Below are 22,290 nucleotides of genomic sequence, written 5' to 3'. Positions count from 1 at the left end.
GCCGCTACTCCCGGACGCGCTCGGGCGCGCGCGGCCGCCCGCGCAGCATCCGCATGACCGGCTCGACGATCCGCGCCGCCACCGGCCCGATGATCGCCATGAGCAGCACGTAGGTGGTGGCGAGCGCGGTGAACGAGTCGGGCAGCGCCCCCGCCGCCACCGCCAGCCCGGCGATCACGATGGAGAACTCGCCGCGCGCCACCAGCGCCACCCCGGCGCGCGCCCGCCCCATCTCCCCGGCACCGGCACGCCCGGCCGCCCACCACCCGGTGGCGATCTTGGTCGCCGTGGTCACCACCGCGAGCAGCAGCGCCCAGGCCAGCACCGGCGGGATGCTGCGCGGGTCGGTGTTCAACCCGAAGAGCACGAAGAACATCGCGGCGAAGAGATCGCGCAGCGGCTCCAGGATCTTGGTCGCGGTGTGCGCGGTGGAGTCCGAGATGGCGATCCCGAGCAGGAACGCCCCGACCGCCGCCGACACCTGCACCGCCGAGGCCAGCCCGGCCACCAGCAGCGCCGCCCCCAGCACCTTGAGCAGGAAGATCTCTCGATCGTCGCTGGCCACCAGCGCGGAGACGTAGCGGCCGTAGCGCAGCGCCACCACCAGCACCACCGTCACCGCCGCGAGCGCGATGCCGAGCGTCCACAGCCCGGCGATCAGCCCCACCCCGGCCAGCACCGCGGTGAGCACCGGCAGGTACGCCGCCATCGCCAGATCCTCGAACACCAGGATCGAGAGGATGGTCGGCGTCTCCCGGTTGCCGAGCCTGCCGAGATCACCGAGCACCTTGGCCACGATCCCGGAGGAGGAGATGTAGGTGACGCCGGCCATGGCGATCGCCCCGACCGGCCCGAGCCCGAGCAGGAAGGCGACGATCACGCCCGGCGTCGCGTTCAGCGCCAGGTCGAGCAGCCCCGCCGGCCAGGATTTCCGCATCCCGGTGACCAGCTCGGCGGCGGTGTACTCCAGCCCGAGCAGCAGCAGGAGCAGGACGACGCCGATCTCACTGGCGAGATGGATGAATTCGTCGACCTCGTGCAGCTGCACCAGCCCGCCGGAGCCGAACACCAGTCCGCCGATCAGGTACAGCGGAATCGGGGACATCCCGACCCGCGCCGCCACCCGGCCGAGCACACCGAGACCGAAGAACACCGCTCCGAGCTGGATCAAGGCCAGCGCGGTCTCCTCGATAACCACCGGTCAGCCGTCCCACCCCGTGTCGCACCTCATTACCTGCACTTTACTCGAGTGTGCTCGACCAAGATCGCCCGGCCCCGAAAACGGTAGCGGGCGGCCGCTTTCACCCCCCGAGCGCGCGCAGCGGGCGGTCCAGCTCGCTCGCGTAGAAATCGAGGAAACCGTCCGGGTCCGGGCCCGCGTTCAGCAGCACCAGGTGGTCGAAGCCGGCCTCGGCGAAGGGCCGGGCCGCCTCGACGACGCGCGCCGGGTCGCTGCCGCAGGTGAAGTTCTGCTTGATGTCCTCCACCCGGACGGTCTCGGTGGCGGCGGCGAAGTTCACCGGGTTGGGCAGCTCGCTCATGACCTTCCAGCCGGTCACCGCCCAGCGCGCGGTCTCCAGCGCGGCCCGGGCGGCGGTGTCCTCGTCGGGGGCCCAGGCCAGCGGCACCTCGGCGTAGTGCGGGCCGGAGCCGCCTGCCTCGGCGAAGGCGCGCACCAGCTCGGCGTCCGGGTCGGTGGCGAAGAGGCCGTCGCCGAGCTCGGCGGCCAGCCGCGCCGCCTCGGGGCCGCCTGCGGCGACCACCAGCGGCGGCAGCTCGTCCGGCAGGTCGAAGATCCTGGCGTCGGAGAGCTGCAGGTACCTGCCGTCGTAGCTGCGGTACCCGCCCTGCCAGAGCAGCCGGATGATCTCCAGCGCCTCGCGGAACATGGCGTGCCTGGTCTGCACCGGCGGGAACTCACGTCCGACCACGTGCTCGTTCAGCCGCTCGCCGGAGCCGACGCCGAAGCTGAAGCGGCCGTCGCTGACCAGCGCCAGCGTCGCCGCGGCCTGGGCCACGATCGCCGGGTGGTAGCGGATGATCGGGCAGGTGACCCCGGTGACCAGCCCGGCCCGCTCGGTGCGCGCGGCGATGGCGCCGAGCACCGTCCAGGCGAACGGGGAGTGCCCCTGGTTGTCCAGCCACGGATGGAAGTGATCGCTGATCTCGACGAAGTCGAACCCGGCCCGCTCGGCCGCGACCGCCTGCCTGATCAGCTCCTTCGGCCCGTACGCCTCCGCGACCAGCTTGTACCCGATCCGCATGACACCTCCGCCCGCGGCCGGGCCCGCCCCGGCCGTCGGGCGGCGCGTACCCGGGCGGCGGCGGCGAAAACTACCAGTGCAGCTGCACCGGGTCGCCGATCCCGGCGTTCTCGTAGAACCAGGCGGCGTCGTCCGGGGCCAGGTTCACGCAGCCGTGGCTGACGTTCGCCGACCCCTGCGACTCCACCGACCACGGCGCCGAGTGCACGAAGACCCCGCCCCAGGTGAGCCGCTCCGCGTACTCGCCCTGGATGAGGTAGCCCTCCGCCGAGCTGAGCGGAATGCCGATGGTGCGCGAATCGAAGGTCACCCGGCGGAACTTCTCCAGGATCGGGAAGGTGCCCGCCGGGGTCTCCCAGCCGGGCTTGCCGTACGAGGCGGGCATGGTGCGCACCGGGACGCCGCCGATGCTCACCGTGAAGGTGTGCGCGGAGATGTCACCCTCGGCGCTGAAGCCGGCGTTGGTCTCGAACTCGGTGCGCCAACCGGCCGCGAAGACCTGCACCCTGGTCCGGGCGGGCAGGTAGGACTCCGGCAGCCAGGTCATCTCGGTGGCGCCGCGCCAGGTCACGTGGCCGGGCACCGCCTCGGGGGCGAGCACGGTCAGGGCCCGCTCGGCCGCCGCGCGATCGGTGACCGGCGCCGCGTAGCGCACGGTGACCGGGGGATAGATCCCGACCGCCGTGCCGTCGGACGGGCTGATCGCGACGATCGCGGGCGTCGCCGGGGCGGGCGCGATGCTGCCGAACGCGGAGCCCGCGCCGGTCACCGCCAGCGCGACCACCGCGGCGAGCAGGAATAGAGGCCGACACGCGCTCCTCATGACAACCACCTTCGAACCGGGTGTGGTAAGTAGGTGTTCAGCCTAGGCCGTCATGATCTTCGCGGTCCAGCCGAGCGTGCGCCCTCGATCCGGGGTAACCCGGTTGAGACACGGTCGGTTTCAGCCGCGCAGAGCGCGCACGACGTCCGTGTGCAGGGCATCCGCCCGCGCGGTGATCTCCTCGACGCGGGCCAGCGCGGCGGCGAAGTCGGCCAGATCGTTATCTGCGGCCGCGCCGCGCAGCGACACCAGGTTGATCTCGATGTTCAGCCGCGAGCTCGTCGCGGCGGCCCGCGCGGCGTCCGCGGCGGCCCCGATATCGGTGACCACGTTCGGGTTGCCGATGGGCAGCAGGTCGGCCGCGAGCGTGAGCACCTCGTCGGCGGCATCGACCACGTCGGCGGGCACCCGGGCCGCGCCGAGCAGCGACGCGGTGATCGCCGCCTGCTTGGCCGCCTGCTCCGCCGCGGACTCCTTCGGCAGCTTGTAGGCGGCGCCCACCGCGGTGAAGGCGGCCGCGTCGGCGTCGGCGAGGGCGAGCGCGCGCTCCCGGGCGGCGTCCGCGGCGGCGATGATCCGGTCGATCTCCGGCCGGTGCTCGGCGTCCTTCGCCCTGGTGGTGTAGCGCGCGACCATGGCGACCAGCGCCGCGCCCTGTGCCGCGTGCAGCGCCGCGACCGCGCCACCGCCGGGCGCGGGCACCTTGGCGCCGAGCTGCTCCAGGTACGCGGCGACGGTGACGGCGCCGAATCCGGCTTCGGTTCCGGGCTGCGGGCTTGGCGCGGTTGACTGCGACACGGGCGGCACCTTTCGGGGGCGGGAGCTGGCCGCTACACGCTATCCGGCCGCGCAGGCCGCACCGGTGCTCGGCCCGGCCGTAGCCGGGGATATGTTGACCCCATGCGGATCGGATTGGGGATCAACTATTCGGGCGGTTTCAAGGAGGTCGCCGCCGAGGTGGCCGACCTCGAGCGCGCGGGGCTCGACATCGTGTTCGTGCCCGAGGCGTACTCCTTCGACGCGGTGAGCGCGCTCGGCTTCCTGGCCGCCCGCACCGAGCGGGTGCAGCTCGCCTCCGGCATCCTGCAGATCTACACCCGCACCCCCAGCCTCACCGCGATGACCGCGGCCGGCCTCGACTTCGTCTCCGACGGCCGCTTCGTGCTCGGCCTCGGCGCCTCCGGGCCGCAGGTCATCGAGGGTTTCCACGGCCTGCCGTACGACGCGCCGATCGGCCGCACCCGCGAGCTCATCGAGATCTGCCGCAAGGTGTGGCGCCGCGAGCGGCTGGAGTACGACGGCAAGTACTACCGCATCCCGCTGCCCGCGGGCGAGGGCACCGGCCTCGGCAAGCCGCTCAAGCTGATCAACCACCCGGTGCGCGAACGCATCCCGGTGCTGCTCGCCGCGCTCGGCCCGAAGAACGTCGAGCTCGCCGCCGAGCTCGCCGAGGGCTGGCAGCCCATCTTCTTCCTGCCCGAGAAGGCGAAGGACGTCTGGGGCGACGCACTCGCCGCCGGGCAGGCCAAGCGCGACCCCGCGCTCGGCGACCTCGAGGTCTACGCCGGCCCCGCGCTCGCCATCGGCGAGAACGTGACTCCGCTGCTCGAGTTCGTCAAACCGCACCTCGCGCTGTACATCGGCGGCATGGGCGCGCGCGGCAAGAACTTCTACCACACCCTCGCCACCCGCTACGGCTACGGCGCCGAAGCCGACCGCATCCAGGAGCTGTACCTCGCCGGGAAGAAGGAGGAGGCCGCCAAGGCCGTCCCCGACGACCTGGTCCGCGACGTCTCCCTGATCGGCCCGGCCGGCTTCGTGAAGGAGCGCGTCGCCGCCTTCCGCGAGGCAGGCGTCACCGTGCTCAACGTGGTCCCGCTGGCGGGCAGCTCCGCCGAGCGGGTGCAGCTCATCGAAGAGCTCCGCGACATCGTCTGAACGCGGTTCGGCCCCGCCCTTCCCGGGCGGGGCCGAACCACGTGCCGATGCTCAGCGGCGTCCCGCCACCGCCTCGTCCAGCGTGGCGTACAGCGAGAACACCTGATCCAGGCTGGTCATCTTGAGCTGCCTGCTCGTCGCCGGGCCGTCCGCCACCACCGCGATCGCCGTCGACTCCCCGGCCCGCTGATGCGCGGCCACCAGCGTCGCCATCCCCGCCGAGGCCAGGAAGCTGACCTCGGTCAGATCGATGATCAGCGACGCGGGCTTCTGCCCGAGGATCGCGTCGATCGCGTTCTCCAGCGCGGGCGCCGTCGCCAGATCCACCTCGCCCGCCACCGAGAGCACCGTCGCGCCCTCGCGCGCGGAGACCGTGGTGGTCATCGTGTCCGTGAGGGGGTAAGCGTCTCCCGATGTGCTGGTCATGGTTCCCACGACACACAATCTCGGGCGAAAACGCAACCGCAGTGTGTTCGCGCGGCTCCCCGCAGCGCCGCCGGGACGGATCGAGCGTCGGCCGGGCCGGGCTCAGACGGATCGCAGGCGCGCGCGGCGGCGGCTCCGCGCGGGGTTCGACACGGCGAGGTAGGCGCGCAGCACGCCGCGGATCTCGTGCTCGTTGCGGGCATTCAGCTCGAGCAGCAGCTCCGGGGTGTCGCGGCCGAAGACCTCCGCGAGCCTGCGATCGTGGCCGTAGGCGACGCCGCGCAACCAGAGGGCCTGCGCGAGCACGAAGCCGATCGGGAACAGCACCACGACGATCGGGATGACCAGCCACTTCGGGCTGACGAGGAGAAAGGCCAGTACGCCGACGGCCACGGTGAGCACGGCGGCCGCGGCGAGCGGCTTCCACTTGCCGCGCCGGTACAGCTCCGCGACCACCATCGCGCTGGCCAGCCCGGCGTCCCGCTCGGCCGGGGCGAGTTCGCCGAACCCGGGCCCGACCACGAGCAGCGTCCGGTCGGGCTGCGGCACGGCGCGGACGCCTTCGGCTATCCACGCCGGAACCGGCCCCTCCTGGACCTGCGGGGGCTGGATCCCCAATCGGGTCGCCAACTCGCGGGTCCGGGTGCCGATGTCATCCACATTCACCGCCACATCATCACGGGGCGGACTGTGCGGGACGTGCCCGGGGTGCCGATCGGCCGCGGTCGCGGATCCACTGCACCAGCAGGGTGCCGTCGTCGTCCGCGAGCGTGAGCCCGCGGCGCATGGGCCGCCCGGCGGCGGTGGGCGAGTGCGCGATCCGGCTCGCCGCTCCGCCGACGGCGAGCGGCGAGGTGGTGACGCACAGTTCGTCCACCGCGTCGTCGTCGAGCAACTGGCCGAGCAGGGTCGGCCCGCCTTCGCAGAGCACCCGGCGCAGCCCGAGATCGGCGAGCGCGGCGAGCAGTTCGGCGCTGGTCACCGACGGGCCGGTGCATCGGACGACCCGGACCCCGGCCTGTTCCAGTGCGGTCACTCGCTCGGGGTCGGCAGCGGCGGCGGTGACGAGCACCGGCGCGATCGACGCGGCGGTGACCAGCCGGGAGTCCGGCTCGATCCGGGCCGAGGCGGAGACTACGACCACCGGCGGGATCGGTGCCAGCCCGTGCTCGGTACGCCACCGCCGCACCTCCCCGTCACCACCGGCCGGGCCGTAGTTCTCCGCGCGCACGGTGCCCGCGCCGACCAGCACCGCGTCCGCGACGGCGCGCAGCGCGAAGAAGAGCGCCTTGTCGGCGGGGGTGGTCAGGGTGGCGACGGTGCCGCCGTCGGTCACCGCGCCGTCGATGCTGCTCACGAAGTTCACCCGGACGTACGGCCGGGTGAGCGCCGGGGGATAGGTGTAGAGCTCGCGCAGCGCGCGGTCGTCGAGGACGGGGTCGAGAGCCGGGTATTCCAGGCGCCGCACAGCCATCTCCCGAGCCTACGGGTCTCGGCGAAGGCGAGGTTTCGGGCGCGGCCGAGGCGGTTGCGCCACAGCAGTGCCGCCCGATCGGATGCTCGAAGGCTGCCGCTGCGGCGAGGTCGACGGCGGCGATGACGGGATACCCTCGGGCGCGACCAGATCATCCGCGCGACCATCGCGCTGCTCGACGAGGGGCTGGACGGGCTGAACATGCGCAGCATCGGCGAACGCCTCGACATCGCGGCCACCGCGATGTACCGCGCGACCGTGCTCGACGGCTCGGCCGCACGGATCGCCGGGTGAGTACGTCGCGGCACGGGGCGGTGCGCCCCGCCACTCCGGCCGACGCCGAGGCGATGGCGGCACTGCGCGCCGCGGTCGCGGCCGAGGGGCGCTGGATCGGCGCCGAACCGCCGGTGGACGAGGTCGCGGCGGCCGCGGCCACCCGGGCGGCGATCGCGGAGGGCAAGGGCGTGTTCGTCGCCGACGCCGACGGCGTCCTCGCGGGCACGGCCTTCACGTACGTGAGCACGCCGGGCGTCACCACCTTCGGGATGATGGTCGCCGCCGGGCACCGCGGGTACGGCATCGGCGCCGCGCTGCTCGACCGGGTCGTCGCCTGGGCTCGCGAGCAAGGCGCGCACAAGGTGACGCTGCAGGTGTGGCCGCACAACGAGCCCGCGATCGCGCTGTACCGGCGCGCCGGATTCGAGGTGGAGGGGCGGCTGCGCCGCCACTACCGCCGCCGCGACGGCGCGCTCTGGGACGCCGTGCTGATGGCCCTGCACCTCGATGAGGGTCTTGCAGCACCTCGACCGAGTTGTTAGCGCGAACGTCGCCGAGGGGCCCGCGGTCGCCCGGCCCGTACCCGAACGCCGCGGAGTTCGCGCGGGCCGGGGCCGAGCTGCCTGCCATGACCGCGCCCGGCCGACCGCGCCCGAACCCGTTCCGCTCCCAGAAAATTGGGGTCTCGGCGATCGTCGCGCCGTGCGACAGGGTGGCATCGGTTCGTGTGGCTCGTGCGCACGGCGGAGGAACGGAGAACCGATGCGGATGGGTTTCGCGGTCGTCGCCTGCGGGGCGACGGTGCCCGCCGGGAGCGCGGCCGGGCAGGCGCTGCGCACACCGATCGAGCCGCGAGCCGGGTACCGAGCGTGATCGGGAGAGCGGCTCGCTGGGCGGGAGCGCTGGCGCTGGCTGTCGCCGCGCTCGTCCCGGCGGCGCCGGTGGCCGCGGCGGGCGGTGACGGCAGCGCGCTGGTGGTGCTCGGTGACTCGTTCGCCGCCAACGGCTTCCGCTGGGAAGCCGACGCGAAGGAGTGCCTGCGCGGCGAGACCTCCTGGCCCAACCAGCTGAGCCGGCTGACGGGCACGGCGAACACTCCGGACTTCGTCGACCGCTCCTGCTCCGGCGCGGCCATCGAATCGGACCGCGGCTACTCGCTGGTGCGCGAGACGCTCGACGCCGACCGGGCGGGCGGCTTCGGCCCGCGCACCCGCATGGTGGCGATCCAGTTCGGGCTCAACGACGACTGGGGCACCGAGCACCCGGCCACACTCTGGACCTCGCTCATCCCGTGCGTCTTCAACCTGGCCGACGGCTGCGACCGGGATGCCGCGGCCGCGGGCCGGATCACCGACTTCCGCGCGGTCACCGGCCCGGCCTACGCGGCCCGGATCGCCGACGTCGTGCGGTACCTGCGCTACTACGCGCCGAACGCCCGGATCGTGCTGGTCGGGTACCCGGAGCTCTTCCCGCCCGGCCAGGACGCGGTGTGCCTGAACATCCTCGGCGCGGGGGCCTTCGTCCAGCCGCGCGGCGGCGGGCTGATCGAGTACCTGGACCGGATCGACGCCGCGCAGCGGGCGGCCGCCGAGCAGCTCGGTATCGACTTCCTCGACACCCGGGCGCTCACCGCCGAACACGGGCTGTGCTCGGCCGAGCCGTGGCTGAACGGCGTGCTCGATCCGCGGGCCGACCCGGTCGGGCTCCCGTTCCACCCCTCCGCGCACGGCGACGCGGTGCTCGCCTCCGCGCTGCACGAGCGCTACGGGCGCTGATTTCGCGCTCCGCCGAAGATCTTTTACGATTCGATGTCGGCCGAGGCGACCGCTCGGCAACAGGGGGAGCGGGCGGGGCACAGCATCGGCTGCGTGGCTACCATTCGGAAACAATACGGGGTACAGCGCCGTGACCGGGCCCGGGGCTAATCGGTAGCTACGGCACAGCCATCGGTTCGCGCTGACGGGCGAGAGTTGCTGTGGCACAATTGGTCATGTGTCCCGGTCGCTCAAATCGAACGTTGCAGCACCGGCGACTCCCCAGGTAGGCGCGCTCGAAGACCGGTTCGGTCAATCGAGAACGGCGCCACCGGCCCGAACCGAGCGGAGCGGGGGGCATTGCCGCCCAGCTTTTCCGCCGTGGCCCGGGGAATCCTCTGCTACACGCCCGCGACTCTTCTCGATGCGCGCGGGCGGTTCCGGGGGGAAGGTGTGTGATCCCGCGAAATCGTCCGGGAGAACCATCTTTCGCTCCTCCGGTGCGCTGTTGCGGCACCGGTCGGCCTCGTCGAGCCGTGAGGCGGCGGCGATGGCCTGAACGTCACTCCGGCGGTGGGGCCGGGGGTCGGAAAAGGGTAGGAGCAAGTCAATGGTTGAGCAGGGGTCTGATGAGCGTGGAACGCTGTCCGATTTTCTCCGGCACGGAAGTCCGGAATTCCATCGGCGGTTACAGGAGATTCTGAGCAGTCCGGACTATCTGGTCACGGACAAGCAGAGCCAGGAGCAGCGGCGCGAGAACGCGTACGCCCAGCTGCGCTACCTGGTCAAGGAGATCGGCAGCACCAAGGCGGTGGCGACCGAGCTGCCCGAGCTGTTCGCGGTATTCGATTGGGCGGCAGTACTGGCGACCGATCTGATCCCGCTGATCTCGGGGCATTACAACCTGGCCTCGGGCAGCCTCGCGACGCTGACCGACGCGGAGACGGCGGCGCCGTACCTGCAGGATCTCGACGATGCCTCGGCGATCGGCGTGATGCTGCTGACCGAGTACGGCTGCGGCTCGAACATCGGGTTCATGCAGACCACCGCCACGTGGGACGGCGACGGCTTCGTCATCAACACCCCGACGCCGCGGGACCGGAAGTTCATGCCGAGCGTGGGGATCCCGGTGTCCCGGGTCTGCGTGGTCGGCGCGCGCTTCATCGACGCGGCAGGCGTCGACCAGGGCGTGCACCTGTTCGCCGCGCGGCTGCGCGACGCCAACGGCGACCCGGCGCCCGGCGTCACGATCACCCAGCTCGACCACCAGCCGCTGGTGATCATGGACAACTCGGTGATCAGCTTCGACGGCCTCCGGGTCGACCGCAGCGCCTGGCTGAGCAACGACCTCGCCACGATCGACGACGCGGGCGTGCTCACCTGGCGCGACGAGACCAGCCGCAAGCGCGGCTTCCCCTCCGCGATCAGCCAGCTGACCGTCGGCAGGCTGGCGCTCTCGTCCTGCCTGAACGCCTCGGCCCGCTCCGCGCTCTACATCGCGCTGAGCTACGCGGGCAAGCGGCTGGTCCCGCTGACCCCGCAGGACGTCCCGCTGATGATCGACATCCCGCACGTGCGGGACACGCTGCTCACCGACCTGGCGGGCACCGTGGTCCGGACCATCTACGGCAACGCGGTCAAGACCTCGCTCGCCGACAGCGATCTGACGCACCGGGACACCGTGGTCTCGGTCATGCTGGCCAAGCCGTTCATCCAGCTGCACGCGCTGGAGACGGTGACGCACGCGCGGATCAAGATGGGCGCGCAGGGCATGTTCAGCGCCAACCGGGTCGCCGACTACCTCGGGGTCTGCCACGCCGCGATCACCGGCGAGGGCGACTGCGCCGTGCTCGGCTCGGTGGCGGGGCGGGTGCTGGCCAGGCAGCTGGCGGGCAAGACGCCGCCGGAGCCGGTGCTCTACGACCCGGCGGACGCCGCCGACCGGGAGCGGGCACTGAACGCGCGCACCCTGACGATCGTGGCGGAGGCGCAGGAGCACCTGTCGACCCCGGCGCTGGCCGATCGGCTCGCGGTGATCCCGCAGGCACTCGACCTGGCCGAGGCGTACTGCGCCGAGGAGGCACTGGGGCTGCTGCACGGCCACGCCACGCACCCGGAGATCGTGGCCGTGCGGGACGTCTTCGCGCTCGATTACCTGGACCGGCACGCCGCCTGGTACCTGACCCGCGGGCTGCTCGACCCCGCCGCGGCGGCGGTGACCAAGCGCGAGCTGGCAAGGGCCATCGACGAACTCGCCGGCCACCTGCCCGCGCTGCTCGACGCCTTCGGCTTCGACGACGCGATCCTCGGTGCTCCGGTGCTGTCCGATGATCTGCCCGCCGCCTGGGACGAGCGCTGCACCGACCCGAACCGGGGGTGATCCCCCCGGCCCGGGTGCCGTAGGGCGCCCGGGCGGACGGTCCCGGGTGCGACACCCGTGACTCCGGACGGATACGGTCACGCCCGCCGGGGGATTCCGCGCACCGCCGCGGCATTCCCCGGTGCGGCCGCCGTCTACAGTGTGCTGCGCAAAGTTCAACGCGCACTTAGAGTCTGGGTCATGCCGCGGGACAGCTTCGCGGCGCCGATCGGCGCCGCCGATGCTACCCTGTCGCAACCCGAGATCGAGGAGATTACGTGCATCCGCATCACCCGCTCCAGGGTGCCACCGCTACAACCATCAGCCCGAAGCGGTCGATCGAGTCCATCGGCCCCCGGATCCCGATCTACACCCAGGAATTCGCGGCCGACCCCCATGAGGCGTATCGCCAGATGCGCAGAAACAATTATGGACCACTGGTGCCGGTCGAGATGTGGCCCGGCGTGCCCGCCACCCTGGTGATCAAGTATAGCACCGCGGTGCGCATTCTCGGTGACGCACACCATTTTCCGGCCGACCCGAGCGTCTGGCAGAAGACCGCGCCGCAGGACATCCCGATCATGCCGATGATCGAGTACCGGCCGAACGCCATCCGCACCAGCGGCGCCGAGCACGCCCGCTACCGCGATGCCATCAACGTCGCGCTGGCCGGGATCGACCTGAACTCGCTGCGCTCGATCGTGGAGACCTCCGCCGTCCCGATCGTCAACACCTTCTGCAAGGAGGGCAGCGCCGATCTGCTGAACCAGTACGCGCTGCCGCTGGTCTTCTCGGTGCTGTGCCAGATGCTCGGCTGCCCGCCGGAGATCGGCGAGCAGGTGGCCAGCGCCAGCGCCGCCATGTTCGACGGCGTCGACACCGAGACGGTGAACACCATCATGGGCAACGCGCTGCTCGACCTGACCGCGCTCAAGCGCGCGCACCCGGGCGACGACATCACCACGCGGCTGCTCCAGCACCCCGCCGGGCTCACCGACGAGGAGATGGTGCACCAGCTGGTGCTGTTCTTCGCCGCCGGCGTCGAGCCGCCGGTGAACCTGATCGCCAACACCCTGCTGCTCATGCTCACCGACCCGCGCTTCACCAGCTCCGACGGCCGGGTTCCGCTCTCCACCAGGGCCGCGCTCGAGGAGCGGCTCGCCACCGACCCGCCGATGGCGAACTACTGCATCACCTACCCGCGCCAGCCGATCCAGGTCGAGGGCGTCTGGCTGCAGGCCAACGAGCCGGTGATCATCAGCATGGCCGCCTGCAACACCGACCCGGAGATGAACACCGGCGAGTTCGAGGGCAACGGCTGGAACCTGGCCTTCAGCAGCGGCGACCACGCCTGCCCCGCGCAGGCGCGGCCGTACGGGCTGCTGCTCGCGCAGGACGTCATCGATCAGCTCCTCGACACGCTGCCCGAGGTGGAGCTGGCCGTGCCGCCGGGCGAGCTGGTCTGGCGCCCCGGCCCGTTCCACCGCGCGCTGGCCGCGCTGCCGGTGGTCTTCCCGCCCTCGCATCCGCTGCCCGTGCTGTAGCAGCGCCTACGGTGGAGGCCGTGGATACCCAGCTGAGCGCCCGCGTCGCCGCACTGATGACGCGGGCCCGTGCCGATCTGGCCGAACTCGTGGCGCACCGCTCGGTGCACCTCGAGCCGGGCAGCGCGGCGGCGTGCCGGGCCGCGGCCGAGTGGAGCGCGACGGCCTGCGCCGAGCTCGGCTTCGAGGTCGAGGTGGTCGAGACCTCGGACGGCAGCCGGGCGGTGGTCGGGTACCGCCCCGGCGCCACCCCCGGCGCGCGCACGGTGCTGCTGTACAGCCACCACGACGTGCAGCCCGCCGGGCCGGTCCAGCGCTGGAGTTCGCCGCCGTTCGAGCTCACCGAGCGGGCAGGCCGCTGGTACGGCCGCGGCGCGGCGGACTGCAAGGGCAACCTGGTCGCGCACCTGACCGCGCTGCGCGCCGCCGGGGCCACCGGCTGCGCGGTGCGGATCGTGGTCGAGGGGTCGGAGGAGGCGGGCGGCGCCGGGCTGGACGACCTCGCCAGGCAGCGCCCCGAGCTCTTCGATGCCGACATGATCGTCATCGGCGACACCGGCAACGTCGCCGTCGGCACCCCGACGCTCACCACCAGCCTGCGCGGCGTGGTGAACGCGAAGGTCACCGTGCGGGCGCTCGGCTCGGCGGTGCACTCCGGGCAGTTCGGCGGCGCGGCGCCGGACGCCATGGCCGCGCTGCTGCACGGACTGGCCTCGCTGCGCGACGCCGCGGGCGACACCACCATCGACGGCGTCCCCGCCGACCAGCGCTGGACCGGTGCGCCCTACCCGCGGGAGGTCTTCCGCGCCGACGCCACCGCGCTGCCCGGCACCGAGCTGCTCGGCACCGGCACCCCCGCCGACATGGTGTGGGCGCGCCCGGCGGTCACCGTGATCGGCATCGACGCCCCCGGCACCGCCGACGCCGTGGCCGCGGTGATCCCGGAGGCGGCCGCGCTGCTGAACCTGCGGGTCCCGCCCGGGCTCGACCCGCGCGGCACTTACGACGCGCTCGCCGCCCACCTGCGCGCGCACATCCCCTGGCAGGTCGAGGTGGCGGTCGAGGCGCAGGCGATCGGCGCGCCCTTCGCCGCCGCCACCGACGGCCCCGGCTACCGCGCCCTCACCGCCGCGCTGCGCACCGCCTACGGCGCCGAGGTGGTGCACTCCGGGCAGGGCGGCTCGATCCCGCTCTGCACGGTGCTGGCCGAGGTGGTGCCGCGCGCCGAGATCGCGCTGCTCGGCGTCGAGGAGCCGCTGTGCCGGATCCACGCCGTGGACGAGAGCGTCGACCCGGAGGAGCTGCGCCGCACCGCGCTCGCCGAGGCGCTCTTCCTGACCGGCTTCGCCTGAGCGCGTTCCCCGCCCGGAATCCGTGGCAGGATTTCCGGTATGCCCACGCAGGCTTTCACACAGCGGAGTTTCGAGCGGGCGGTGTCCGGCGGAGGCATCGTCCTGGTCGACTACTGGGCGTCCTGGTGCGGTTGGTGCACCCGGTTCGCGCCGGTCTTCGAGGAATCGTCGAACCTGCACCGCGACATCGTGCACGCCACCGTCGACACCGAGGCCGAATCCGGGCTGGCCGCCGCCGCGCAGGTCACCGGGTTGCCGACGCTGCACGCCTACCGGGAGGGGCTGCTGGTCTACGCGAACCCTGGCTTCCACACCGCCGCCCAGCTCGAAGACGTGGTGCAGCGGGTGATGTGGCTGGACATGGATGCTTTCCGGCGGGAAATGGGCATCGCCGAACCGTTTCAGGCGGTCGTTCCCGCGGCGCCCGTCGCCGCCAAGCTGGCCGGCCTCGCCGCCGGGCCGACCCCCTACGGCTGGCCCGGGCTGCGCGCCAGGTAGCTCACGGGATCGTCCGGGCACCGATCATGCCGAGCGATCGTCGTGCCGGTGCGACCAGCGGCGGACCGGGATCGCGAGGAGGAGCAGGAGAAGCGACCACAGCCCGACGACCGGAAATGCCAGGACCAGGGCCAGCGCTGCGAGCCCGGCGCCGACCGCTGCCCACTGCGCGGCCGGGGCGGTCGGCCCGCCGTCGTCGGCGAGCAGCCCGGCGCGGTGCAGGATCAGCTCCTGGCAGCGCAGCAGCGCCATGACCACGACGATCGTGCCGACGTAGAGGCCGAGGGTGGTCCGGTCGCGGGTGTGGGAGTAGACGTCGAGCACGGTGACCACCGGCAGGAACACGATCCCCGCCAGCCACATCAGGTTCACCCGGACCAGGATCGGGGTGTAGCCGGTGGCCCGTTCGTAGAGGCTGTGGTGGTCGCGCCAGAAGGAGCTGATCACCACGAAGCTGATGCCCGCCGCCCACAGGGCGTAGCTGTTGTCGGAGAGGAACTCCGCGGTGCTGCCCTCGCCCACGTCGCGGGCGCTGTCCACCAGCGGTAGCACGATCAGGGTGATCGCGATGGCCACCACCGCGTCGCTGAAGAAGATCAGCCGCTCGAGGCCGCGCTCGGTACGACGCTGCCCTGCCGGTTCCGCCACGATCGGACTCTAGCCCGGCGGCCTGGCTTTCGGGCGCCGCAGGGAGCAGGGTGGAGGGTGCTTCACCCCGCAGTGAAAGGATCCACCGTGCCCGGCCGAACCGAGAACCGTCCCTTGCTCGCCCGCCTCGCGCTCGCAGGCGTCTGCGCCGCGATCCCGCTCGTCGCCCTCGCCGCGCCCGCGGTTGCCGCCCCCGATCGGCGGGTGGAGGTCGGCGCGCCCTTCGACTGCCACGTCTGGGACGGTCCAACGCTGCCCGGGGAGAGGTGCTATCCGCACGAGCGGCGCGACCGGCCGCAGGAGCAGCCGCGGTACGAGCCGAACCGGCCGACCCCGAGCGACTACTTCGGCCCCGGCTGGTTCGGCAGCAGCTGAGCGCGGCACGTTTCCGGAAGCGGCGGCGCTGCTCGCCCGCGACGATGGCCGGGTGACGACACATCACCCGCCGGGACCGGCGTTATGAGAATCTCCGTACTGGCCCTGGCGGCAACGGGTTTCGTGCTGATGGGGCTGGCCGCGCTCGCCGCGCCGGACCGGATCGTCGCGCCGTTCGGCATGCGTGCCACCACCCCGGCGGCCGCGTCGGAGGTGCGCGCCGTCTACGGCGGCTTCGGCATCGCGCTGGCCGGGGTGCTGGCGTGGGCCGCCACCGGGGCCGGGGGAGCGCACACCGGGGCAGTGCTCGCGGCCGGGATCGCGCTGCTCGGGATGGCGGGCGGGCGACTGCTCTCCCGGCTGCTCGACCCGGGGGTGTCGTTCTACCCGGTGTACTTCTACCTGCTGGTCGAGCTGGTGTCCGGTGCCGCCCTGTGCGCGGTCGCGTAGGCGATGATGGCGGGATGACGGCGTCCACGATCTGGCTGTGGCCGGGGCGGGCGGCCTACCTCGGCCCCGCGCTGCGGTTGGACGCGCACAGCACCGCCGTCCCCTGCTACGCCGTCGGGGTGGACGCGCCCTTTCATCTGACCGTGGCCGGGGTCCGGCGCCGGGTGCGCGGGGCCCGCATCCCGCCCCGCACGGTGCACCGGATCGAGGCGGGGGCGGGGCGGATGTTCTTCGACTACCGGATCGCGGGCACGCCCGGCGACCCGAGGATCGCCGAAGTGTTGCTGGCATTGCTCGCCGACCCCTCGGAGAGCCCGGGCGCGGCAGGATTCGCGGCCGCGGCCGGGCTCTCGACCTCGCGCTTCCTGCACCTCTTCGCCGCGCAGACCGGCACCAGTTTCCGCCGCTACCGGCTCTGGGCGCGAATGCTGCGGGCCGGGCGCGGCCTCGCGGTGGGCAACGACCTGACCCGGGCCGCGGCGGATGCGGGCTTCGCCTCACCCAGCCATTTCAGCGACAGTTTCCGTGTGCTGTTCGGGCTCACCGCCTCCACGCTGCTCGCGGCGGGCACCCAAATCGTGATCGTCGGCGAGCGACCGGCGGTAACGATGCGAAGCGTTACCCCGACGCACTGGGCGGAACCGGTCACATCGCCGCTCAGAGGGAGCCCAGCATGAAACGTCCCATTCTCGCCACCCTGGTCGCCGGCGCGGGTATCGCGTGTGCCGGTGCGTTGCTGGCGCCCGCGGCGTCGGCCTACCCGGTCGGTCCCTGGAACGTCGAGGGGCCGTGCGTCGGGGCGGCGCCGCAGGAGTGTCCGATGAGTCCGTCGCAGGACGGCCTCACCTGGGGCTGGCACGGCGACGCCTGGAACTACGACAAGACGGGAGCCTTCGTCTGCATGTCGTCCAGCTTCTGGTGTGGCCCGCTCATGGGCGCCGTGCGCGCGCTGCCGCCGACCCCGATCGGCTCCTGGATCAACCCCTCCTGATCAGAACCGGCCGAGGTACTCCGCGAAGCGGGTGCCGATGATCCGGTGCGCGGCGGTGTCGGGGTGCAGCCCGTCCGGCAGCGGATGGGTTTCGGCGTCCGCGGGGCCGTAGAGGGCGGTGCCGTCGAGGTGGTGCAGATTCGGGTCGGCGCGCTGCGCGGCGATCTCGGCCAGCGCCGCGCGGACCACGGTCAGGGTGAGCCGGCCGCGCGGGACGTCGTCCGGGTCGCCGGTGGCGATGAAGCGCGGCGTCCCGGTGGCGATGCTCGCCGGGTCGAAGGCGCCGGGTCCGGGCGTGTTCTCGTGGATCCCGCAGTACAGCGGGGAGATCAGCAGCAGCGGGGTGCCGGGGTGCCCGTCCCGGACGGTGTCGAGGAAGCCGTGCACGGCGGGCACGAAGGCGCGCAGCCGCATGGCGTCCGCGTTCACCACGTTGATGCCGAGTTTCACGCTGATCAGCTCGGCGGGTGCGTCCCGGACGGTGCGGGCGACGAACGGGTCGACGAGCGCGTTCCCGCCGAAGCCGAGGTTGCGCAGCTGCACCCCGGCCGCCCGCGCGGCGATCGCCGTCCAGACATCGGTCGGCCCGGAGGCGTTCGAGCCCTGGCTGATCGAGCTGCCGTAGTGGATCCAGCGCCTGCCCGGCTCGGGGTCCGCGGTGATCGGCGCGTCGGCGTGCAGGGCGACCAGCTCGACCGACTCGTTGTGCGGGAGCCAGATCTCCACCGTCGCCGCCCGGCCGGGCAGCCCGGTCACCGCGGTGGTGTGCGACGGGCCCCGATGCGGGGTCGCGGCTCCGGTCGCGGGGTCGAGCTCGGTGTGGTCGCCGCCGGTCAGCTCGTCGCGCAGCAGCACCGCGCCGTCGACGACCACGTCGATCCGGCCGCGCGGGCGGGGTAGTCCCCGGTAGGAGAGCCGGGACGGGTGCGTGGTGAGCGTGAGCGCGGTGGCCGCGGTCCGGAGGAGCAGCCGCACCCCGGCGGTCTGCGCCTGCATCTGCCCCAGGTAGGGGTCGGGAAACTGGCGGCGGGCCCAGCCGGGCAGCCGGTGCGGCCGGAGCCCGCGCGGGGTCGATTCCAGTTCGGCGGCGCCGCGCACGAGGTCGGCGGTGATCGGAGTGGGTCGCACGCCGTCGCATTCTGCCCGGCGTGGTCGGGGCATCTTTTGTCGGTGCCGCTGGGTAGGTTCGGGGGCGTGGAAGCCGGGGAACGTATCCAAGAGCTCGCCGATCGCATCGTCGCGATGCGCGATGCCTACTATCGGGGCTCGCCGCTGGTCGCCGACGCCGAGTACGACGTCGTCGAGGACGAGCTGCGCGCGCTGATCGCCGAGCATCCGGAGCTGGCGCCGGAGCCGAACCCGCTGGAGCAGGTCGGCGCGCCCGCGGTGCTGCACGCCCCGGTCCGGCACTCGCGGCCGATGCTCTCGCTGGAGAAGGCGACCAAGCCCGAGCAGGTCGCGGCCTTCTTCGACCGCTTCCCCGGCCAGCCGGTGGCGGTGATGCCCAAGCTGGACGGGCTCTCGCTGGCGCTGGTCTACTCCGACGGCGCGCTGCTGCGCGCGGTCACCCGCGGCGACGGCACGACCGGTGACGATGTGACGCCGCTGGTCCGGGCGCTGGTGGACGGGGTGCCGGAGCGGATCGAGGTGCCGGGGCTGGTCGAGGTGCGCGGGGAGGCGGTCATGCTGCGCTCCACGTTCCTCGCCTACAACACCGCGCACCCGGACAAACCCCTGATCAATCCGCGCAATGCCGCCGCGGGCACGCTGCGCGCCAAGGATCCGGCCACGGTGGCCGAGCGCAGGCTGCAGTTCTTCGGGTTCGACCTCGACACCTCCGAGGGCGGGGCCGCCTCCGACCTGGGGGAGGGGCTCGCCGCGATCGGCGTGGCCGGCGCGGCCATGCGGCTGTGTGACGACGCCGATGCCGCGCAGGCGGCGATCACCGCGATCGAGCAGCGCCGCAACGACCTCGACTACGACCTGGACGGGGCCGTGCTGCGGCTGGCCGATCGCGCCGCCTACGCCGCCGCCGGGACCCGGTCGAACTCCCCGCGCGGCGCGCTGGCGTTCAAGTTCGCCGCCGAGGAGAAGACGACGCTGCTCAACGAGGTGATCTGGGATGTCGGCAAGACCGGCAAGATCGTCCCGGTGGCGTGGCTGGAGCCGGTGTTCGTCGGCGGGACCACGGTGACCAAGGCGACGCTGGCCAACCAGGAGGTGATCCGGGCCCGTGACATCAAGGTCGGCGACACCGTGCTGGTTCGTCGTGCCGGGGACGTGATCCCGTTCGTGGCCGGGGTTCTGGACGCATCCAAGCGGACCGGCGAGGAGATTGACATCGAGGTTCCGACCGTCTGCCCCTCGTGTGCGCAGCCGGTGGTCGAGCAGGGCAACAGCCGGGAGCTGTTCTGTACCAATGCCGCCTGCCCGGCGCAGACGGTGCGCCGGTTGATCCACTGGGCCTCGCGCGCGTCGGCCGATATCGATGCCATCGGGCAGAAGTGGATCGAGCGGCTGGCCGAGGCGGGGATCCTGGAGAACCCGTCGGACTTCTACACGCTCACGAAGGAGCGGCTGCTCGAATTCGACCGGGTGGGTGAGGTCTCCGCGACCCGGATGATCGAGTCGATCGACCGCAGCCGCCAGGTCGGGTTGCGCCGGGCGCTGATCGGGCTCGCCATTCCGATGGCCTCGGACGGCACCGCGGCCCGGCTGGCCCGCTCGGGGTTCGGGTCGCTGGAGGAGGTCGCCGACGCGGGCGAGGAGCGGCTGGTCGCGGTGGAGGACATCGGCCCGAAGGTGGCCGCCTCGCTGGTCGAGCACCTGACCCGGCTGCGCCCCGAGCTCGAACGGCTCCGCGAGCGGGGCGTGAATCTGGATGTGCGGTCCGAGGATCTGCCGCCGGTGGTCGCCGCGGGCGCGCCGCTGGCGGGCAAGACCGTGGTCGTCACCGGCGCCATCGCCGACCCGCGCTCGGGGGAGAAGGTGGCCCGCCCGACCTTCCAGCGGCTCTGCGAGAAGGCCGGAGCGACCGCCGCCTCCTCGGTCTCGGCGAGCACCGACATGCTCATCACCGGCGCCGGGGTCGGCGACAGCAAGCTGGCCAAGGCCGAGAAGCTCGGCGTCGAGGTGGTCGACCAGGGTGCGATCTGGGACCTGCTGATCGCGGCCAAGGTGGTCTGACCCGGGTCAGCCCCGCATCGGGACCGGCTCCGAGACGGCGAGCCGGGCCGGGAGCAGCACGGTGGCGCGGATGCCGCCGTAGACCGATTCGCCCAGCTCGATCTCGATGTCGTGCCTGGCGGCGAGCCGGGCCACCACGAAGAGCCCGAGCCGGGAATCGCCCGCGGTGCCGAAGTCCGGCGGGTTCGCCAGGGTGGCGTTCACCCGGACGATGTCGGCGGGCATCATGCCGGTGCCCTGGTCCTCGATCACCAGCAGCACGCCGCGGCTGTCCGCGGTGCCGGAGATCTCCACCCGCGATTGCGGCGGGGAGAAGGTCACGGCGTTGTCGGTCAGCTCGGCGAGCAGGTGCACCAGGTCGGCGACCGCGCCGCCGATGATGTGCAGCTCGGGCAGCCGGGTCACCCGGACCCGGGAGTAGTCCAGCGTCTCGCCGACCGCCGAGCGCACCAGGTCGATCAGCGCCACCGCGTGCCGCCAGCGCCGCCCGACCTGCCCGCCGCCGAGCACGATCAGGTTCTCCGCGTTGCGGCGCTCCCTGGTGGCGAGGTGGTCCAGCTTGAACAGGGTGCCGAGCAGCTCCGGGTCCTCCTGCGCGCGCTCGGCCTCGTCGAGCAGCTCCAGCTGCCGGTGCACCACCACCTGGCTGCGCCGCGCCATGTGCAGGAAGACCGTGCGCACGCCCTCGCGGGTGCGGCGCTCGGCCACCGCCGCCCGCATGGCCGCGGCGGCGGCGCGCTCGAAGGCCGAGGCGACCTGGCCGATCTCGTCGGTGCCGAAATCCAGCCGGGGGGCCACCGTCGCCGGGTCGACGGTGCGGTCGGCGCCGAGCTGCTGCATGACCTCGGGCAGCCGGTGGTCGGCCAGCTCCAGGGTCTCCGCGCGCAGCCGCCGCAACCTGCGCAGGATCCGGTTCGCGAGCAGCAGCGAGACGCCGAGCGCGAGCAGCGAGACGGTGAGCATCGCCGCCGCGGCGAGCTGCGAATTGCGCTCGGTGGCATCGGCGTTCTCGGTGGCGAGCGCCTGCGTGTCGTGGCTCTGCTCGACCCAGAGGTTCAGGATGCGCTCGCTCACCTCCGCGGCGGCGACCTGCCACTCCTGCGGGGTCACCGGCAGCGCGGGCAGGCTGCCCGCCTCGGTGGCGCGCAGCGCGGCGCGGGTGAGCACGGCCCGCTCGGTGGCCTCCAGCACCTGCCAGGCCGGGGTCGCCATGAGCTCGGTGGTCCTGGTCCGGTCGCGCTCGTCGATATCGTGGGTGAAGGCGGCGAGTTCGGTGCGGTAGTACCCGGTCCGCCTGGTGAGCTCGGCCGCGTTCGCGGTGTTCGCGGTGGCGGCGGTGTCCAGCGCGTAGCCGAGGGCGTTGCCGCGGGACATGCTCTCGGCGGCCTGCAGCAGCCGGATGCCGTCGGCGATCTGCACCGCGACCTCGGCGTCCGGGGTGGCGTTGCGGGCGTTGGCGGTGCCGTCGAGGATGGTGTCCAGGATGCCGTTGTAGAAGCGGTAGGCGTCCTCGAGCGGGAGCGCGCCCGCGTCCGCGCCCGCCCGCACCGTCACCAGCACCCCGGTGAGCTGGTCGAAGGCGTCGTTCTGCATCATGGCGTCCCGGTCGATGGTGTCGATCGCCGCCTGCACCTCGAAGGCCTTGCGGATGGCGGTGTCCATCGCGGCGCGCGCCGCGGCCAGCCGGGTGGTCGCGGCCCGGTCGCCGGCGAGGTGCGCCATGGTGACCAGCCGCTCGCCCTGGATCGCGCCGATCACCTCCACCGTCTGCGGCAGCGTCTGCTGCATCTGCGTCGCCCACTCGGCGGCGAAATCGGCCTCGGACACCAGGGAGGCCACGGTGCCGCTCCCGACGAGCAGCACCGCCACGCTCGGAACCAGCGCGACGGCGAGGACTCGGGCGCGGACACCGAGTCTCGGTATTTTCACGGA

22 protein-coding genes are annotated in these 22,290 nt (G+C 72.7%); 12 read left to right on the top strand and 10 right to left on the bottom strand.

The genetic code is table 11. The features are described from left to right. Positions 1-4: 4 nt before the first annotated feature. The 4 genes from LTT61_RS07295 to LTT61_RS07280 all read right to left on the bottom strand — a co-directional run bounded on the left by LTT61_RS07295 (position 5) and on the right by LTT61_RS07280 (position 3,885). On the bottom strand, positions 5-1,192 hold the full coding sequence (locus tag LTT61_RS07295; protein ID WP_233020902.1) for a cation:proton antiporter: 1,188 nt from the start codon (positions 1,190-1,192) through the stop codon (positions 5-7). A gap of 109 nt (positions 1,193-1,301) precedes the next feature. Further along, positions 1,302-2,264, bottom strand: a complete 963-nt coding sequence (locus LTT61_RS07290; protein ID WP_233019167.1) for a TIGR03557 family F420-dependent LLM class oxidoreductase — start codon at positions 2,262-2,264, stop codon at positions 1,302-1,304. 70 nt (positions 2,265-2,334) lie between these two features. Continuing rightward, entirely contained in the window at positions 2,335-3,087 is a 753-nt protein-coding gene (locus LTT61_RS07285) for a L,D-transpeptidase (RefSeq protein ID WP_233019166.1), read from the bottom strand. Positions 3,088-3,207: 120 nt separating this feature from the next. After that, a complete protein-coding gene (locus LTT61_RS07280) occupies positions 3,208-3,885 on the bottom strand; it encodes a cyclodeaminase/cyclohydrolase family protein (protein ID WP_233019165.1) in 678 nt (225 codons plus the stop codon). Here LTT61_RS07280 and LTT61_RS07275 point away from each other — a divergent pair. Beyond that, positions 3,877-5,025 (top strand): LLM class F420-dependent oxidoreductase, encoded by a 1,149-nt coding sequence (locus LTT61_RS07275; RefSeq protein ID WP_269821897.1) that lies wholly within the window; start codon positions 3,877-3,879, stop codon positions 5,023-5,025. The two genes, LTT61_RS07280 and LTT61_RS07275, sit on opposite strands and share 9 nt — an antisense overlap. Before the next feature lie 51 nt (positions 5,026-5,076). Here LTT61_RS07275 and LTT61_RS07270 read toward each other — a convergent pair whose 3' ends face one another. The 3 genes from LTT61_RS07270 to LTT61_RS07260 all read right to left on the bottom strand — a co-directional run bounded on the left by LTT61_RS07270 (position 5,077) and on the right by LTT61_RS07260 (position 6,925). Further along, positions 5,077-5,409: an STAS domain-containing protein gene (locus tag LTT61_RS07270; RefSeq protein WP_233019163.1), complete on the bottom strand. Its 333-nt coding sequence runs from the start codon at positions 5,407-5,409 to the stop codon at positions 5,077-5,079. Between the two features lie 144 nt (positions 5,410-5,553). Beyond that, positions 5,554-6,117 (bottom strand): hypothetical protein, encoded by a 564-nt coding sequence (locus LTT61_RS07265; protein WP_233019162.1) that lies wholly within the window; start codon positions 6,115-6,117, stop codon positions 5,554-5,556. 10 nt (positions 6,118-6,127) lie between these two features. Further along, entirely contained in the window at positions 6,128-6,925 is a 798-nt protein-coding gene (locus tag LTT61_RS07260; RefSeq protein WP_233019161.1) for a pyrimidine reductase family protein, read from the bottom strand. A gap of 290 nt (positions 6,926-7,215) precedes the next feature. On the opposite strand from LTT61_RS07260, the gene LTT61_RS07255 reads away from it, so the two are divergent. The 6 genes from LTT61_RS07255 to LTT61_RS07230 all read left to right on the top strand — a co-directional run bounded on the left by LTT61_RS07255 (position 7,216) and on the right by LTT61_RS07230 (position 14,708). Continuing rightward, entirely contained in the window at positions 7,216-7,743 is a 528-nt protein-coding gene (locus tag LTT61_RS07255; RefSeq protein WP_233019160.1) for a GNAT family N-acetyltransferase, read from the top strand. A gap of 327 nt (positions 7,744-8,070) precedes the next feature. Beyond that, the gene (locus tag LTT61_RS07250) at positions 8,071-8,976 is read left to right on the top strand and encodes an SGNH/GDSL hydrolase family protein (RefSeq protein ID WP_233019159.1); all 906 of its coding nucleotides are present in this window, start codon (positions 8,071-8,073) and stop codon (positions 8,974-8,976) included. A 589-nt stretch (positions 8,977-9,565) separates the two neighbouring features. Next, positions 9,566-11,335, top strand: coding sequence for an acyl-CoA dehydrogenase (locus LTT61_RS07245; protein WP_233019158.1), 1,770 nt, complete (start codon positions 9,566-9,568; stop codon positions 11,333-11,335). Between the two features lie 416 nt (positions 11,336-11,751). Continuing rightward, a complete protein-coding gene (locus LTT61_RS07240; RefSeq protein WP_233020901.1) occupies positions 11,752-12,858 on the top strand; it encodes a cytochrome P450 in 1,107 nt (368 codons plus the stop codon). An 11-nt stretch (positions 12,859-12,869) separates the two neighbouring features. Next, positions 12,870-14,210, top strand: a complete 1,341-nt coding sequence (locus LTT61_RS07235) for a dipeptidase (protein WP_420094746.1) — start codon at positions 12,870-12,872, stop codon at positions 14,208-14,210. Positions 14,211-14,249: 39 nt separating this feature from the next. Then, positions 14,250-14,708: a thioredoxin family protein gene (locus LTT61_RS07230; RefSeq protein ID WP_332909232.1), complete on the top strand. Its 459-nt coding sequence runs from the start codon at positions 14,250-14,252 to the stop codon at positions 14,706-14,708. Positions 14,709-14,732: 24 nt separating this feature from the next. Here the strand turns inward: LTT61_RS07230 and LTT61_RS07225 are convergent, their stop codons facing one another. Continuing rightward, positions 14,733-15,356 (bottom strand): TMEM175 family protein, encoded by a 624-nt coding sequence (locus LTT61_RS07225; RefSeq protein WP_233019157.1) that lies wholly within the window; start codon positions 15,354-15,356, stop codon positions 14,733-14,735. Positions 15,357-15,443: 87 nt separating this feature from the next. Here LTT61_RS07225 and LTT61_RS07220 point away from each other — a divergent pair, with 87 nt between their 5' ends. The 4 genes from LTT61_RS07220 to LTT61_RS07205 all read left to right on the top strand — a co-directional run bounded on the left by LTT61_RS07220 (position 15,444) and on the right by LTT61_RS07205 (position 17,172). Beyond that, the gene (locus LTT61_RS07220; RefSeq protein WP_233019156.1) at positions 15,444-15,731 is read left to right on the top strand and encodes a hypothetical protein; all 288 of its coding nucleotides are present in this window, start codon (positions 15,444-15,446) and stop codon (positions 15,729-15,731) included. 84 nt (positions 15,732-15,815) lie between these two features. Further along, complete coding sequence (locus LTT61_RS07215; RefSeq protein WP_233019155.1) at positions 15,816-16,181, top strand: DUF4345 family protein; 366 nt, start codon at positions 15,816-15,818, stop codon at positions 16,179-16,181. A gap of 14 nt (positions 16,182-16,195) precedes the next feature. Continuing rightward, on the top strand, positions 16,196-16,858 hold the full coding sequence (locus LTT61_RS07210; RefSeq protein WP_233019154.1) for a helix-turn-helix domain-containing protein: 663 nt from the start codon (positions 16,196-16,198) through the stop codon (positions 16,856-16,858). After that, on the top strand, positions 16,855-17,172 hold the full coding sequence (locus tag LTT61_RS07205) for a hypothetical protein (protein ID WP_233019153.1): 318 nt from the start codon (positions 16,855-16,857) through the stop codon (positions 17,170-17,172). Before LTT61_RS07210 ends, LTT61_RS07205 begins: the two co-directional genes overlap by 4 nt. Here the strand turns inward: LTT61_RS07205 and LTT61_RS07200 are convergent, their stop codons facing one another. Next, positions 17,173-18,300 carry an SGNH/GDSL hydrolase family protein gene (locus LTT61_RS07200; protein WP_233019152.1) on the bottom strand — a complete coding sequence of 376 codons (1,128 nt, stop codon included), beginning with the start codon at positions 18,298-18,300 and terminating at the stop codon, positions 17,173-17,175. Between the two features lie 114 nt (positions 18,301-18,414). On the opposite strand from LTT61_RS07200, the gene ligA reads away from it, so the two are divergent. After that, on the top strand, positions 18,415-20,358 hold the full coding sequence (gene ligA / locus LTT61_RS07195; RefSeq protein ID WP_233019151.1) for an NAD-dependent DNA ligase LigA: 1,944 nt from the start codon (positions 18,415-18,417) through the stop codon (positions 20,356-20,358). Positions 20,359-20,364: 6 nt separating this feature from the next. Here the strand turns inward: ligA and LTT61_RS07190 are convergent, their stop codons facing one another. Further along, positions 20,365-22,287 (bottom strand): nitrate- and nitrite sensing domain-containing protein, encoded by a 1,923-nt coding sequence (locus LTT61_RS07190; RefSeq protein WP_233019150.1) that lies wholly within the window; start codon positions 22,285-22,287, stop codon positions 20,365-20,367. Positions 22,288-22,290: the final 3 nt, after the last annotated feature.

Origin of the sequence: Nocardia asteroides (genome assembly GCF_021183625.1) — a bacterium.
Taxonomy (GTDB): Bacteria; Actinomycetota; Actinomycetes; order Mycobacteriales; family Mycobacteriaceae; genus Nocardia; species Nocardia asteroides_A.
This window is presented reverse-complemented; position numbering and strand designations above follow the sequence as displayed.

Coding starts and splice junctions, on each gene's coding strand:
- LTT61_RS07290 (WP_233019167.1), bottom strand. CDS start 2,264: ATGCGGATCGGGTACAAGCTGGTCGCGGAGGCGTACGGGCCGAAGGAG.
- LTT61_RS07285 (WP_233019166.1), bottom strand. CDS start 3,087: ATGAGGAGCGCGTGTCGGCCTCTATTCCTGCTCGCCGCGGTGGTCGCG.
- LTT61_RS07270 (WP_233019163.1), bottom strand. CDS start 5,409: ATGACCACCACGGTCTCCGCGCGCGAGGGCGCGACGGTGCTCTCGGTG.
- LTT61_RS07260 (WP_233019161.1), bottom strand. CDS start 6,925: ATGGCTGTGCGGCGCCTGGAATACCCGGCTCTCGACCCCGTCCTCGAC.
- LTT61_RS07245 (WP_233019158.1), top strand. CDS start 9,566: ATGGTTGAGCAGGGGTCTGATGAGCGTGGAACGCTGTCCGATTTTCTC.
- LTT61_RS07230 (WP_332909232.1), top strand. CDS start 14,250: ATGCCCACGCAGGCTTTCACACAGCGGAGTTTCGAGCGGGCGGTGTCC.
- LTT61_RS07215 (WP_233019155.1), top strand. CDS start 15,816: ATGAGAATCTCCGTACTGGCCCTGGCGGCAACGGGTTTCGTGCTGATG.
- LTT61_RS07210 (WP_233019154.1), top strand. CDS start 16,196: ATGACGGCGTCCACGATCTGGCTGTGGCCGGGGCGGGCGGCCTACCTC.
- LTT61_RS07205 (WP_233019153.1), top strand. CDS start 16,855: ATGAAACGTCCCATTCTCGCCACCCTGGTCGCCGGCGCGGGTATCGCG.
- ligA (WP_233019151.1), top strand. CDS start 18,415: ATGCGCGATGCCTACTATCGGGGCTCGCCGCTGGTCGCCGACGCCGAG.